This window comes from Bradyrhizobium lablabi, assembly GCF_018129385.1.
GTDB lineage: Bacteria > Pseudomonadota > Alphaproteobacteria > Rhizobiales > Xanthobacteraceae > Bradyrhizobium > Bradyrhizobium lablabi_C.
This window is the reverse complement of sequence record NZ_JAFCLN010000028.1, coordinates 21,362-34,941: the sequence shown is the minus strand read 5'-3', so window position 1 is coordinate 34,941 and position 13,580 is coordinate 21,362. Positions and strand designations below refer to the sequence as shown.

Below are 13,580 nucleotides of genomic sequence, written 5' to 3'. Positions count from 1 at the left end.
TGTGACCAAGCTTGACCCGGAAAGGGTGCGTTCATACGTTTCCTCGCATGATCCCGGGCGCGATTCTCACCCCGCGCCCTTTTTCTTCAACTGAACGAGGTACTCCCATGGCCGTTGGCAAGGTTTCTGATGCCGATTTCGAAGCCGAAGTGCTGAAAGCGCAAGGGCCTGTCGTGGTCGATTTCTGGGCCGAATGGTGCGGCCCCTGCCGCATGATCGCGCCCGCGCTCGATGAGATCGCAGGTTCGATGGGCGACAAGGTCAAGATCGTGAAGCTCAACGTCGACGAGAGCCCGAAGACGGCATCGAAGTATGGCGTGATGTCGATCCCGACCCTGATGATCTTCAAGGGCGGCGAGATGGCTTCCCGCCAGGTCGGCGCTGCGCCGAAGGCCAAGCTCCAGCAGTGGATTTCCGCCGCGGTCTGATCGCGCTTCTATTACAATAATTTCTGGCAACGGCTGGCGATTCGCCGGCCGTTTGCGTTGGTGGGGCATGTCTCGCGTTTGAAAGCCCTGCACCTTGCCCGCCCCGCGCCGAAAGACCGCCCCAAAATCTGCCCGCATCGCGGCGATGGAAGCGCGCTCGGTCGATGCGATCCCGCGCGGCGCCGAATGGCAATACGAGCCGAAATGGGACGGCTTTCGTTGCCTGCTGTCGCGGCGGGGCGAGCGCGTCGACCTTCGCTCCAAGTCGGGTGAGGATCTCGCCCGGTATTTTCCGGAACTGGTGCAGGCCGCGCTGCAACTGAAGGCGACGGCATTCATGCTCGACGGCGAGATCGTGGTGCCGCACGGCAAATCGTTTTCGTTCGACGAACTCCTGCAACGGATTCATCCGGCCACCAGCCGCATCAGGAAATTGTCGCAGGAGACGCCGGCGCTGTTTCTCGCGTTCGATCTGCTGGCGACCGCGAAGGATGGAAAGCTGGCAAGCCAGCCGCTCAGCAAGCGCCGGCCCGCATTGGAAGCCTTCGCAAAATCGCAATTCAAATCGAACAAGACGTTCCACCTGTCATCCGTAACCACCAGCTACGCGGTTGCGAAGAAGTGGCTTCGGCAAGCCGGCGGCGGCTCGGACGGCGTGATCGCAAAACGTCTCGACCTGCCCTATCAATCCGGCAATCGCGAGGGCATGCAGAAGATCAAAAAATTCCGCAGCGCCGATTGCGTGATCGGCGGCTTTCGCTACGCGAGCAACAAGCTCAACGGCAGAAAGACGGTCGGCTCGCTGCTGCTCGGCCTCTACGATAACAAGGGCCTGCTGCATCACGTCGGCTTCACCTCCGCGATCAAACGCGAGGACAAGCCTGCGCTGACGGCAAAGCTGGAGCCGCTGATCGGCCCGCCCGGCTTCACCGGCAATGCACCGGGCGGGCCGAGCCGCTGGTCGACGGAGCGGTCGGCGCAGTGGTGTCCGCTAAAACCAAAACTCGTGATCGAGGTTTGCTACGACCATTTCAGCGGCGAACGCTTTCGCCACGGCACCTCGATCCTGCGCTGGCGTCCCGACAAGGCGCCGAAGCAATGCACCCTCGATCAGCTCAAGCAGAAGGCCGCCGATCCGATGAAGCTGCTGCGCTAACGCACCCGGCCCGTGGCCAGCGCCGCAGCAAACTCGGCGTCGCCAGCGCGGCGCGCCAGTGCCGCCATCGTTTCGTTGTCGTATGGCACGTGCCGGAACGTCACGCTCCAGCCTGCCGACGACAATTCCAGGATCGCGTAGCGGGCATCGGGCGTTCCTGCCTCGACGACATGCGGATGCGGCACGTTGTAGGAAAAGCCGGGGCTGCCGACGCTGCCGGGATTGACCACCAGCCGACCGTCGCGAAGCCGCACCGCCCGTGCGATATGCGTGTGGCCGCACAGGATCAGCGGCTGAGAAATTCCGGCCGCTCCCTTCTCGATCGCGTCCAGCGACGCCATGACGACCGAACCGTCAGGCTTCACTTCCTCCAGCCAGTAGACGTTATCGTCCGCCGGGGTCGCATGACACAGGAACACCTGATCTCGATAGACGCGCGTCATCGGTACGGCGCGCAACCAATCGAGATGGCTGCTATCGAGCTGCTCATAAGCCGGACGCTCCCACGGGCCCATCTTCTCGAAGGGACGATCGATCAGCCAGCGGTCGTGATTGCCGGCGACATGGATCGCATCGAGCGCCATCAGCGCATCCATGGTGCGGCGCGCGTCGAGCGGCCCGCTCGCCATGTCGCCGAGATTGACGATCTCGCTGATGCCATGGGCGCGGATGTCGGCCAGCACGGCCTCGAGCGCGAGATGGTTGCCGTGCACGTCGGCGATGGCGGCAAAGCGCATTCTTGCTATCCCGGCAGCGTGCCGTTGGCGGCGAGCACATGACCGGCAAGATAGAGCGAGCCTGTGATCAGGATGCGCGGCGGTACTTCGTAGGCGAGGCCCGCGAGCGTGCGTAGCGCCGCGTCGACGCCGGTCGCGATTTCCACGCGCATGCCGAGCTGGCGCACGGCGTCCGCCAGGCGCTGCGGCGGCATCACGTTGTCCTGATCCGGAATCGGCACGACGATGATGTGGCGGGTCTGGCCGGCAAAGTTGGCCAGAAATCCGGAGGCATCCTTGTTGCCCATCATGCCGGCAATGATGACGAGCGGACGCGGCACGCGCTCCTCGAGATCGCCGAGCGCGGCGGCGGCAACGCGGCCGCCTTCGGCATTGTGCCCGCCGTCGAGCCAGACTTCCGAACCGGCGGGCGCGAGGTCAACGAGCCTGCCGGAAGCCAGCCGCTGCATCCGCGCCGGCCATTCGGCATTGACGATGCCGGCCTCGAACGCGGCCGGACTGATCCTGAACGTATCGATCGCGCGCAGCGTGGCAATCGCAAGTCCGGCATTGTCGAACTGATGCCGGCCGAACAGTTTTGGTGCGGCCAGATCCATCAGGCCGCGGTCATCCTGGTAGACGAGGCGGCCGTGCTCGATGCTGACATGCCATTGCTGGCCTGCGGCATGCAGCGGCGAGCGCATGCGGGCCGCCTGCGCCTCGATGACGGCCATCGCCTCCGGCGCCTGCTCGGCCACAATCACCGGCACGCCGCGCTTGATGATCGCGGCCTTCTCGCCCGCGATCGACGTCAGCGTGGTGCCCAGAAATTCCGTGTGGTCCATGCTGACCGGCGTGATCACGCTGGCCACAGGCTTTTCGACCATGTTGGTGGCATCCAGCCGCCCGCCGAGGCCGACCTCCAGCAGCAATGCGTCGGCCGGGTTTTGCGCAAACAGCAGGAACGCGGCCGCGGTCTTGATTTCGAACACCGTGATCGGCGCGCCGGCATTGGCGCGCTCGCAGCGCTCCAGCGCCTCCCTTATTTCGTCATCGCCGGCGAGGACACCGCCGCCCGCGCGCCCGAGCCGAAAGCATTCGTTGAGCCGCACGAGGTAGGGCGAGGTGTAGGCGTGGACGCGCAGATTCGCGGCTTCGAGCGTCGCGCGCAAATAAGCGATCGTGGAGCCCTTGCCGTTGGTGCCGGCGACATGGATCACCGGCGGTAATTTTCGTTCGGGATGATCGAGCCGCTCGAGCAGCCGGCTAATGCGATCCAGATTGAGGTCGATCCTGACCGGATGCAGCGCCGAGACCCGCGCGACCACTTCGGCGAGCGACGACGACGGTTTGGCCGCCGGCGCGTTCACGCGTGGGGCGCAGCCGGCACCGTCTCGGGAGCCGATACGATCTGGGCCGCCGAAGCGACTTCGGGCGCGGGTTTCGAGACGGTTTCCGGCGCCGGCGCCTTGGTGAACAACCGGCACAGCCGCGCCAGCGTCGGGCGCATCTCGTGGCGGTGCACCACCATGTCGACCATGCCGTGGTCGAGCAGGTATTCGGCGCGCTGAAAACCATCGGGGAGTTTTTCGCGGATGGTCTGTTCGATGACGCGCGCGCCGGCAAAGCCGATCAGCGCGCCGGGCTCCGCGATCTGCACGTCGCCGAGCATGGCGTAGGACGCCGTGACGCCGCCGGTGGTCGGGTTGGTCAGCACCACGATGTAGGGCTGTTTTGTTTCGCGCAGCATCTGCACGCCGACCGTGGTGCGCGGCATCTGCATCAGCGACAATATGCCTTCCTGCATCCGCGCGCCGCCGGAAGCGGCGAACACGATGAACGGGCACTTCTTCTCGACCGCAAGCTCCAGCCCGCGCACGATCGCTTCGCCCGCGGCCATGCCGAGCGAGCCGCCCATGAAATCGAAATCCTGCACGGCGATGACGACGCCCATGCCCTCCAGCTTGCCGAAGCCGACCTTGATGGCATCGTTCAGCCCGGTTTTGGCACGCGCATCCTTGATGCGGTCGGCATATTTGCGCTCGTCGCGGAATTTCAGCGGATCGGGCGTCACCTCGGGCAGCGCGATGTCGTACCAGGTCTCGTTGTCGAAGACGGATTTCAGCCGCGCCACCGCGCCCATGCGCATGTGGTAGTTCGAGCCGGGAATGACGAACTGGTTGGCCTCGACATCCTTGTAGAACACGAGCTGCCCGGAATCCGGGCACTTGATCCACAGATTCTCCGGCGTCTCACGCCGCAGCATGTTGCGGATTTTTGGCCGGACGACATTGGTGAGCCAGTTCATGGTTCGCTCCGAAATGCGGTCAACGCACGGTCCGAATTATATGGCGGCCGGGATAGTTCCCGGCAAGCCGCCTCACTGTGCTTCTTTCGCGGCAGCTATTCCGCCGCCTGCTTCGCCCCGCGAACACCCTGCGCCAATGAGGCTACCAGATCGGCCACGGCGGTAACAGTTTTCGATGTCGCGCGGCCCTCTTCGTCCAGGCTGGTGCGCAGCGCATCGACCAGCGCGGTGCCAACAACGGCGCCATTGGCGTGTTGTGCGATCGCGCGCGCCGCCTCCGGCGTGCGGATGCCAAAGCCGACACAGACCGGAAGTTTGGTATGACGCTTGATGCGCGCCACCGCTTCCCCGACTACCTTCGAATCGGCCGCCGCGGCGCCGGTGATACCGGTGATCGAAACGTAATAGACGAAGCCGGAGGTATTCGCGAGCACCGCCGGCAGGCGCTTGTCGTCGGTGGTCGGCGTCGCCAGCCGAATGAAATTAAGTCCGGCACGCATCGCGGGCAGGCACAGTTCTTCATCTTCCTCCGGCGGCAGGTCGACGATGATCAGGCCATCGACACCGGCGCTCCTTGCGTCCGCAAGGAACTTGTCGACGCCGTAAATGTAGATCGGGTTGTAGTAACCCATCAGCACCAGCGGCGTCGCGTTGTCGTCCTTGCGGAAGCCGCGCACCATATCCAGCGTCTTCTTCAACGTCATGCCGCCCTTGAGCGAACGCAGGCCCGCAGCCTGGATCGAGGGACCATCCGCCATCGGATCGGTGAAGGGTATGCCGAGTTCGATAATGTCGGCTCCGGCCTTGGGCAGCGCCTTGACGATATCGAGCGAAGTGGCGGGATCGGGATCGCCTGCCATCACGTAGGTGACAAAGGCCGAACGGCCTTCCTTGGCGAGTTCGGCAAAACGCGTATCGATACGGGTTGTCACTGCTTCCTGCCTTTCAGGATTTCCGTGATCTGCGGAATGTCCTTGTCGCCGCGGCCGGAAAGATTGACCACCATCAGGTGATCCCTCGGCCGCTTCGGCGCGAGCTCCATCACCTTGGCGATGGCGTGTGCGGATTCCAGCGCGGGCGGAATGCCTTCCAGCCGCGACAGCAGCATGAACGCGTCAAGCGCCTCGTCGTCGGTTGCCGACAGATAGGTGACACGGCCGGTCTCATGTAGCCAGGAATGCTCCGGGCCGATGCCGGGATAATCGAGGCCCGCCGAGATCGAATGCGCGTCCTGGATCTGGCCGTCGTCATTCATGAGCAAGTAAGTGCGGTTGCCGTGCAGCACGCCCGGCCGGCCGCCGGCGATCGAGGCCGCATGCAGTTGCGTCAACCCGTGGCCGGCCGCCTCAACGCCAAAGATCTCGACCGAGGGATCGTCGAGGAAGGGATGGAACAGGCCCATCGCATTGGAGCCGCCGCCGATGCAGGCAACCAGCGAATCCGGCAGACGGCCCTCGGCCTCCTGCATCTGCGTGCGAACCTCGTTGCCGATCACGCACTGAAAGTCGCGCACCATCATCGGATAGGGATGCGGGCCGGCGATCGTGCCGATGCAATAGAAGGTGTTGTGCACGTTGGTGACCCAGTCGCGCAGCGCCTCGTTCATCGCATCCTTCAGCGTGCGCGTACCGGATTGCACGGGGACGACCTTTGCGCCGAGCATCTCCATGCGGAACACGTTGGGCGCCTGCCGCGCGACGTCGACCGCACCCATATAGACGATGCATTCGAGGCCAAAGCGCGCGCACAGCGTTGCGGTTGCCACGCCATGCTGGCCGGCGCCGGTCTCGGCGATGATGCGCTTCTTGCCCATGCGGCGCGCGACCAGGATCTGGCCGAGCACGTTGTTGACCTTGTGCGAGCCGGTGTGGTTCAGCTCCTCCCGCTTCAGGTAAATCTTCGCACCGCCGAGATGCTCGGTGAGACGTTCGGCGAAATACAGCGGCGACGGCCGGCCGACATAGTCCTTGAGATAGCCGTTCATCTCGCGCTGGAAGGACGGATCAGCCTTCGCCGCAGCGTAGGCCTTTTCCAGATCGAGGATCAGCGGCATCAGGGTTTCGGCGACGAAGCGTCCGCCGAAATTGCCGAAGTGCCCGTGCTCGTCGGGACCAGTACGGAAGGAATTTGGCAGGCGTTGATTCATCGGACCGTCAATTCCTGGGTGGCGCGCGCGGCGCGGATAAATTCGCGGATCATCTCGACGTCCTTGACGCCCGGCGTACGCTCGACGCCGGAGGAGACGTCGACGCCGCCGGCGCGGGTGACGCGTACGGCCTCCGCGACATTGCCGGCATTGAGGCCACCCGAGACCATGAAGGGCAATTTGAGATCGAGGTTTTCCAGCACGTGCCAGTCGAACACCGCGCCTAACCCGCCGGGGCGGGTGGCGCCCTTCGGGGCGCGGGCGTCGAACAGGATACGGTCGGCGACCGCGGCATAGCCGGGCAGCGCGGCAAGGTCGGCTGCGGTCTCAACCGCCAGCGCCTTCATGACGGGCAGGCCGAATTTCTGCTTGATGTCGCGCACGCGCGCGGTGGTTTCCTGGCCATGGATTTGCAGGATGTCGGGCCTCAGCGCATCGATGATGTTCTCGAACGTCGCATCGTCGGCATCGACGGTGAGGGCCACCTTTGTCGCGCGGCCTTTCGCCACGGCGCCGAGTTCACGCGCCTTTTCGAGCGACAGGTGCCGCGGCGAGGGCGGAAAGAACACAAAGCCCACCATGTCGGCGCCAGACGCAAGCGCGACGTCGAGCGTCTCGCGCGTGGACAGGCCGCAAATCTTGACGAGCAGGGGCATGGTTCCTTGAGGCCGTTCCTTGGGGCCGTGAAAGCGGTTTTTGACGGGGTCGTGACGGGGCGGGTTCTACAACGTCGCGCCGCGCTTGTCTCGCCCGGCGGAACCGTAAAAACCGCCCTGGACCGGCGCCAGAAATCGCTGCTGCTCGCCGCTGCGGGCCGCCTCCGCGCGCAGGTCAGCGAGCTGTGACCGCGCCTGCCGGGCGTCGGCCTCGCTCTGGCGCGCCGCGCGCCGCCAGCGGCCCTGCCGGAACCAGGTGGCCATGCCGCCGGCCAGCACACCGAACATCGTGAAGGCGATGATCACCACGAACAGCGGCAGCGTCACCGCGACCGTGGGTGTCGCGGAATTGAAGGGATCGAACGAGACCGTGACCAGATGGCGGTTCGCGACCGCAAAGATGACGAAGAAGACGCCGAGGGGGATGATGACGAGCGTGTTGACGAATTTTCGCATGACCATCTCTCGTCTGAATCAGGACGGCGGGAAGCACGTCCCGCATACCGCAACCGCCATGGTCTGAACAGGCGGATGAGACTAGGCGCCGGCCTCGGGCGTACCGTCCTCGCGGTTCAGCCGCTCGCGCATTTCCTTGCCGGTTTTGAAGAACGGCACGCTCTTCTGGTCGACCGGGACATGGGCGCCCGTGCGCGGATTGCGTCCCGCGCGCGCCGGACGATGTTTCACCGAAAACGCGCCAAAACCGCGCAGCTCGACGCGGTCGCCGCGCGCCAGCGCAGCGACGATCTCATCGAGAATCGCGTTCACGATGTTCTCGACATCCCGCTGGTAGAGATGCGGGTTGTGCTCGGCAATGCGCTGAACGAGTTCGGATTTGATCATCGAGAATGGGACCCGGGACCTTGCGGATATCCATTTCCGTGAAAATGCCTTGAACTGTCAAGACGCTAAATCGATTTTGGGCGGCGCGAAATGACGTGACAAACCGCCCGGGCCGGATTTGTCACAATACCCGCAATGCGGGAATGGCACCCAAAATGCCTGTTCGGCCGCTCAGTTCGAGCCGGCCGGCTGCCACAAGGCGAGCATGCCATCGAGGGCCAGGCGGTCGACCGCCTGGGTGACGCCCGCCTGCTCGATATTCCGCGCGATGGTGCTCAGACCCAGCGCATCGAGCGTCACGGAGGCCGCCGTCCGCAGGAATGTGAGGTCGCCGAAACGCGGCGTCAGCTTGTAGTCGCGCACCGGCAGGTCCTTCTTGACATTCTTGTTCGCCACCAGCCACTCGACCGCGGTCTTCTCGTCGCCGAGCGCGTCGATCAGCTTCAGCTCGACCGCCTGCCGGCCGGTGAAAACCCGTCCGTCCGCGACTTTTTCGAGCTGAGCCTCGTCCATGCCGCGCCGCGCCTGCACGAGGCCGCGGAACCAGGCATAGGAATCCTTCACCAGCGCGTCGATCGCCGCGCGCGCTTCCGGGCTGGTCGGCTCAAATCCGTTGGGAGCGGCCTTCAGCGGCGAGGATTTCACTTCCTCGACCTTCACACCGACGGTTTTCAGCAGCTCGGAAAAATTCGGAAACTGGAACAGCACGCCGATCGAGCCGACCAGCGAGCTTTGCTGGGCGACGATATAGTCGGCCGCGATCGCCGTGATATAGCCGCCGGAAGCCGCCAGCCCCTCGACCACGACCACCACAGGCTTCTTCGCCTTGAGCCGCGTCAGGGCGTCGTAGAGCTGCTCGGAACCGGCAGTGGTGCCGCCGGGCGAATTGATGTGCACGATGACCGCGGCGGCGGAAGACTTTTCGAGCCGTTCCAACGCCTCGACGCGCTCGCGGTCGCTGCGAATCAGGCCGTCGATATTGATGCGGGCAATCGAGCCCGACGTCGTCAGCGCGCCGCGGCCGGCCGGCGTCGCGATCAGGCCGACGGTGACGATGGCGGCAATCGCAACCACCACGGCGGCCACACGCCAGAAGGTCAGCTTGCGGCGGATCCGGCGGCGATCGACGATCACGTCTGAATCGAGCGACATCGAAAATCTCCTGAAAAAACAGTCGCCGCGTCTTGCAGCAGCAGCGTGACTTTTCGCTTATCCGATTACACCAATTGCGGTGCAATTTGAAGAAAACAAGGCCTCCCCTCTTCCCGTCTCCCCTTGTGGGAGAAGGAAGAAAAAAGGCCCCGGTCGAAACCGGGGCCTGATTTGCGTGTGACAGATGCGCGAACGCTTACTTGTCGCGGTTCTTGAGCGCGGTGCCCAGGATGTCGCCCAGCGTGGCGCCCGAATCGGAGGAACCGTACTGCGCGATGGCTTCCTTCTCCTCGGCGACTTCCAGCGCCTTGATCGAGACCTGCACCTTGCGGGCCTTCTTGTCGAACTGGATCACGCGGGCATCGACCTTCTCGCCGACGGCAAAGCGTTCGGCGCGCTGATCGTTGCGGTCGCGGGCCAGCTCAGACCGCTTGATGAAGGTGGTGAAATCGGTGCCGACGATCTTCACGTCGATGCCGGATTCCTTCACGTCGAGGACTTCGCAGGTCACGACAGCGCCCTTCTTGACGTCGCCCGGCTCGGCGAACGGGTCGCCTTCGAGCTGCTTGACGCCGAGCGAGATGCGCTCCTTCTCGACATCCACGTCGAGCACCACGGCCTTGACCATGTCGCCCTTCTTGAAATTGTCGATCACCTGCTCGCCCGGAAGCTTCCAGTCGAGGTCGGACAGATGCACCATGCCGTCGACGTCGCCCTCGAGGCCCAAAAAGAGCCCGAACTCGGTCTTGTTCTTGACCTCGCCCTCGACGGTCGAACCGACAGGGAATTTCTCGACGAAAACTTCCCAGGGGTTGCGCATGGTCTGCTTGAGACCGAGCGAGATGCGGCGCTTGACCGAATCCACCTCCAGCACCTGCACTTCGACTTCCTGCGAGGTCGAAACGATCTTGCCGGGGTGCATGTTCTTCTTGGTCCACGACATCTCCGAGACGTGGATCAGGCCTTCGATGCCCGGCTCCAGCTCGACGAACGCGCCGTAGTCGGTGATGTTGGTGACGCGGCCGGTGAAGCGCGCATTGAGTGGGTACTTCGCCTCGATGCCCTGCCACGGATCGTCCAGCAACTGCTTCATGCCGAGCGAGATGCGGTGGGTCTCGTGGTTGATCTTGATGATCTTGACCTTCACCGTCTGGCCGATGGTGAGCACCTCGGTCGGATGGTTGACACGGCGCCAGGCGATATCGGTGACGTGCAGCAGGCCGTCGATACCGCCGAGGTCGACGAACGCACCGTAATCGGTGATGTTCTTGACGACGCCGTCGATCACCTGACCCTCTTCGAGGTTCTGCACCAATTCCTGGCGCTGCTCGGCGCGGGTCTCTTCCAGCACCGTGCGGCGCGACACCACGATGTTGCCGCGGCGGCGATCCATCTTGAGGATCTGGAACGGCTGCGAGTTGTTCATCAGCGGGGCGACGTCGCGGATCGGGCGGATGTCGACCTGCGAGCGCGGCAGGAAGGCCACTGCGCCATCCAGATCGACGGTGAAGCCGCCCTTGACCTGGTTGAAGATGACGCCGTTGACCTTTTCGTTGTTCTGGAACGCCTTCTCGAGCTTGCCCCAGCTTTCCTCGCGGCGGGCCTTGTCGCGCGACAGCACAGCTTCGCCGAGCGCGTTCTCGATGCGGTCGAGGAACACCTCGACTTCGTCACCGACCTTGAGATCGCTTTCACGGCCGGGTCCTGCGAATTCGCGCAGCGCCACGCGGCCTTCGGTCTTCAGGCCGACGTCGATGACGGCCATGTCCTTCTCGATCGCGACGACCTTGCCCTTGATGACGGAGCTTTCCTGAAGGTTGCCACCGCCGAAGGATTCGTCGAGCATCGCGGCGAAATCGTCGCGGGTAGGATTATAGGAAGCAGCAGTATTCGAAGCCATTTGTTCTCCAGATGCGGGATACTTGCCGGCAGTTCGGGTTAAGGGGCGCATCGAAAATGCAGTGTCGGGTTCCGCAAACCCGACGACCGCTGGTCACGCAAACGCGCAACAGCGGGCCGGCAGCATGGCTGCATATCCGATACGGTGATTTTCCCGGGACCCTGGATGTGCCGGCCGAATGGGCCGGCGTGCAAGACGGGGAGCGGGCTTTCCTCCAGATGACGGCAGGGTGTCGAATTCCCTGACCGGCCCGCTCGGACTGCCCTGATCTCATCGGGGGTAGCCCGGACGCTGCTGATATAATCCTCCGGGCCACCAGCGGCAAGCAAAAATGGCCCGTTTACGGGGCGTTAACGCTCGCATTTGACGAAGGCCGACCCGCGTCTCAAGGCTTGTTGACCGCGATTTCGCGCGGAAACTACCGTTCTCGGGCGAGGAACTGAGAAACTATTTTCCGCCGCGGACAGCTTCGACGATCGCGATGGCGGCGCGGACGCCGGCCTCGATATCGAGATTGGAATTGTCCAGGGTGTGCGCGTCCGGCGCCGCTACCAGCGGCGCAATCGCGCGATTGCGGTCGCGCTCATCGCGCCTGAGGATGTCAGCCAGCACCGCCGCCTCGTCGGCATCCTCGCCGCGCGCGCGGGCCTCCAGGGTGCGTCGCCGCGCCCGCACCCGCGGGTCGGCCACCACGAAGATTTTCACATCGGCATGCGGGCAGATGATGGTGCCGATGTCGCGGCCGTCGAGCACGGCGCCTGGCGGATCTGCCGCAAACTGCCGCTGAAAATTGACCAGCGCTTCCCGCACCTTCGGGATCGCCGACACCACTGAGGCGGCCTCGCCGATTCGCTGCGTCTTCAATTCGGGATGGCCGAATTTTTCCGGATCGAGCTCCATCGCAACCGCAACCGCGCGCGCCTCGTCGGTGAGATCGGCGCCGATATCGAGCAATGCCTTGGCGACCGCGCGATAGATCACGCCGGTGTCGAGATGGCGAAAGCCGTAATGGTGGGCGAGCCGCTTGCCGAGCGTGCCCTTGCCGGAGGCCGCCGGTCCGTCGATGGCGATGATCATGGGGAGCCATGTGCGACACAGCGGCGAGATGGTCAAGGCCGTGGCACACCAGAACGGCATCTTCCGCCGCACAGAATTCCAGCAAAATTGATGCGTCCAAATGTCCTCGCCTGCCTCCTCCCGCGCCTCTATGCTGGCCACCGGGGCTCGGAAGCAATTCACTCAAAAGAAATTGCATGGGCCGGAGGAGAAAAACCAATGAGCGCGATTTCGCGACGTCGCTTTATCGGAAGTGCTGCCGCCGCCTCGGCGTTACCGCTGATCGGCGCGGCCCAGGCGCAGCAGACCGACTGGCCGAACCGGCAAGTGAGGATCATCGCCGGCTATCCGGCCGGCGGGCAGACGGATTTGTTCGCCCGCACCTATGGCGAATACATCCGCGCCGAGACCGGCCAGAACGTGGTGGTGGAAAACAAGGCCGGCGCCTCCGGCTCGGTCGCGGCGGTGGAAGCCAAGCGCGCGGCGCCCGACGGCTACACGCTGATGTTCACGATCTCGACGACGATGATCATGAACCGCGTGCTGATCAAGGACATCCCCTACGACGCCGAAAAGGATTTCGTCCTCGTCTCGATCATGCCGGCGGGCAGCCTGCCGTTTGCGGTCGCCGAAAAGACTGGCGCCAAGACGCTCGCCGAATTCATCGCCTATGCGAAGAAGGCCGAGAAGGTCAACATCGGCACCTACGGCGCCGGCTCCTACGCGCATATGGCGGTTGCCGAGATGAACAAGCAGTACGGCCTGAAGATGGAGGCGGTGCATTATCGCGGCGAGGCGCCGATGTGGACCGATCTTGCCGGCGGATTCATCGACGGCGCCCACGGCAGCTACTCGGCGGCATTGTCCGTGCTTCAGAGCGGCCGCGGCCGCGCGGTCGCCGTCTCGCGCAAGCGCATGTCGGTATTGCCTGACGTGCCGACTTTCACCGAGCAGGGCGCAACCTCGCGCATCTTCCAGCTCACCGGCTTCCAGTGCTGCGCCGTGCCCGCGGGCACGCCGCCGGAAATCATTCAAAAGCTGTCAAAGCTGCTGGTGGCCGGCGGTAGAAGCGAAAAGGTGCTTCAGGTCATGAAATCATTCGGCGTCGACGACACGGCAATGACCTTTGAGGCCACCCAAAAACTCTACAAGGAAGAATCGCCGGTCTGGATCGAGGCGGTGACCAGCCTTGGAATTGCGCCGTCGTAAGGCGCGCTGG

14 protein-coding genes are annotated in these 13,580 nt (G+C 64.0%); 3 read left to right on the top strand and 11 right to left on the bottom strand.

Going from position 1 to position 13,580, the window contains the following annotated elements:
• Nucleotides 1–107 precede the first annotated feature (107 nt).
• Together trxA and JQ628_RS32250 are read left to right on the top strand one after the other, a co-directional pair.
• On the top strand, nt 108–428 hold the full coding sequence (trxA, locus tag JQ628_RS32255; protein WP_212230054.1) for a thioredoxin: 321 nt from the start codon (nt 108–110) through the stop codon (nt 426–428).
• Between the two features lie 136 nt (nt 429–564).
• A complete protein-coding gene (locus JQ628_RS32250) occupies nt 565–1,584 on the top strand; it encodes an ATP-dependent DNA ligase (protein ID WP_349628150.1) in 1,020 nt (339 codons plus the stop codon).
• Here the strand turns inward: JQ628_RS32250 and JQ628_RS32245 are convergent.
• The 11 genes from JQ628_RS32245 to cmk all read right to left on the bottom strand — a co-directional run bounded on the left by JQ628_RS32245 (nt 1,581) and on the right by cmk (nt 12,382).
• Complete coding sequence (locus JQ628_RS32245) at nt 1,581–2,321, bottom strand: metallophosphoesterase family protein (RefSeq protein WP_212230050.1); 741 nt, start codon at nt 2,319–2,321, stop codon at nt 1,581–1,583. The two genes, JQ628_RS32250 and JQ628_RS32245, sit on opposite strands and share 4 nt — an antisense overlap.
• A gap of 5 nt (nt 2,322–2,326) precedes the next feature.
• Nucleotides 2,327–3,670, bottom strand: a complete 1,344-nt coding sequence (locus JQ628_RS32240; protein WP_212230048.1) for a bifunctional folylpolyglutamate synthase/dihydrofolate synthase — start codon at nt 3,668–3,670, stop codon at nt 2,327–2,329.
• On the bottom strand, nt 3,667–4,608 hold the full coding sequence (accD, locus tag JQ628_RS32235; protein ID WP_212230046.1) for an acetyl-CoA carboxylase, carboxyltransferase subunit beta: 942 nt from the start codon (nt 4,606–4,608) through the stop codon (nt 3,667–3,669). Before accD ends, JQ628_RS32240 begins: the two co-directional genes overlap by 4 nt.
• Nucleotides 4,609–4,703: 95 nt before the next feature.
• On the bottom strand, nt 4,704–5,540 hold the full coding sequence (trpA, locus tag JQ628_RS32230) for a tryptophan synthase subunit alpha (protein WP_212230044.1): 837 nt from the start codon (nt 5,538–5,540) through the stop codon (nt 4,704–4,706).
• Nucleotides 5,537–6,754 (bottom strand): tryptophan synthase subunit beta, encoded by a 1,218-nt coding sequence (gene trpB, locus JQ628_RS32225; RefSeq protein WP_212230042.1) that lies wholly within the window; start codon nt 6,752–6,754, stop codon nt 5,537–5,539. Before trpB ends, trpA begins: the two co-directional genes overlap by 4 nt.
• Nucleotides 6,751–7,410, bottom strand: coding sequence for a phosphoribosylanthranilate isomerase (locus tag JQ628_RS32220; protein ID WP_212230040.1), 660 nt, complete (start codon nt 7,408–7,410; stop codon nt 6,751–6,753). Before JQ628_RS32220 ends, trpB begins: the two co-directional genes overlap by 4 nt.
• A 66-nt stretch (nt 7,411–7,476) precedes the next feature.
• Nucleotides 7,477–7,866, bottom strand: coding sequence for a LapA family protein (locus JQ628_RS32215; RefSeq protein ID WP_212230038.1), 390 nt, complete (start codon nt 7,864–7,866; stop codon nt 7,477–7,479).
• A gap of 81 nt (nt 7,867–7,947) precedes the next feature.
• Nucleotides 7,948–8,253, bottom strand: a complete 306-nt coding sequence (locus tag JQ628_RS32210) for an integration host factor subunit beta (RefSeq protein WP_212230030.1) — start codon at nt 8,251–8,253, stop codon at nt 7,948–7,950.
• Between the two features lie 171 nt (nt 8,254–8,424).
• Nucleotides 8,425–9,405 (bottom strand): signal peptide peptidase SppA, encoded by a 981-nt coding sequence (gene sppA, locus JQ628_RS32205; protein WP_212230028.1) that lies wholly within the window; start codon nt 9,403–9,405, stop codon nt 8,425–8,427.
• 196 nt (nt 9,406–9,601) lie between these two features.
• A complete protein-coding gene (rpsA, locus tag JQ628_RS32200; RefSeq protein ID WP_212230026.1) occupies nt 9,602–11,305 on the bottom strand; it encodes a 30S ribosomal protein S1 in 1,704 nt (567 codons plus the stop codon).
• Nucleotides 11,306–11,752: 447 nt separating this feature from the next.
• A complete protein-coding gene (cmk, locus tag JQ628_RS32195; protein ID WP_212230024.1) occupies nt 11,753–12,382 on the bottom strand; it encodes a (d)CMP kinase in 630 nt (209 codons plus the stop codon).
• A 198-nt stretch (nt 12,383–12,580) separates the two neighbouring features.
• Here cmk and JQ628_RS32190 point away from each other — a divergent pair, with 198 nt between their 5' ends.
• A complete protein-coding gene (locus JQ628_RS32190; protein ID WP_212230022.1) occupies nt 12,581–13,570 on the top strand; it encodes a Bug family tripartite tricarboxylate transporter substrate binding protein in 990 nt (329 codons plus the stop codon).
• Nucleotides 13,571–13,580: the final 10 nt, after the last annotated feature.

Bases quoted from the DNA above. Each gene is read 5' to 3' on its own strand.
- trxA (WP_212230054.1), top strand. From the start codon at position 108: ATGGCCGTTGGCAAGGTTTCTGATGCCGATTTCGAAGCCGAAGTGCTG.
- JQ628_RS32245 (WP_212230050.1), bottom strand. From the start codon at position 2,321: ATGCGCTTTGCCGCCATCGCCGACGTGCACGGCAACCATCTCGCGCTC.
- accD (WP_212230046.1), bottom strand. From the start codon at position 4,608: ATGAACTGGCTCACCAATGTCGTCCGGCCAAAAATCCGCAACATGCTG.
- trpB (WP_212230042.1), bottom strand. From the start codon at position 6,754: ATGAATCAACGCCTGCCAAATTCCTTCCGTACTGGTCCCGACGAGCAC.
- JQ628_RS32220 (WP_212230040.1), bottom strand. From the start codon at position 7,410: ATGCCCCTGCTCGTCAAGATTTGCGGCCTGTCCACGCGCGAGACGCTC.
- JQ628_RS32215 (WP_212230038.1), bottom strand. From the start codon at position 7,866: ATGCGAAAATTCGTCAACACGCTCGTCATCATCCCCCTCGGCGTCTTC.
- JQ628_RS32210 (WP_212230030.1), bottom strand. From the start codon at position 8,253: ATGATCAAATCCGAACTCGTTCAGCGCATTGCCGAGCACAACCCGCAT.
- sppA (WP_212230028.1), bottom strand. From the start codon at position 9,405: ATGTCGCTCGATTCAGACGTGATCGTCGATCGCCGCCGGATCCGCCGC.
- rpsA (WP_212230026.1), bottom strand. From the start codon at position 11,305: ATGGCTTCGAATACTGCTGCTTCCTATAATCCTACCCGCGACGATTTC.
- cmk (WP_212230024.1), bottom strand. From the start codon at position 12,382: ATGATCATCGCCATCGACGGACCGGCGGCCTCCGGCAAGGGCACGCTC.
- JQ628_RS32190 (WP_212230022.1), top strand. From the start codon at position 12,581: ATGAGCGCGATTTCGCGACGTCGCTTTATCGGAAGTGCTGCCGCCGCC.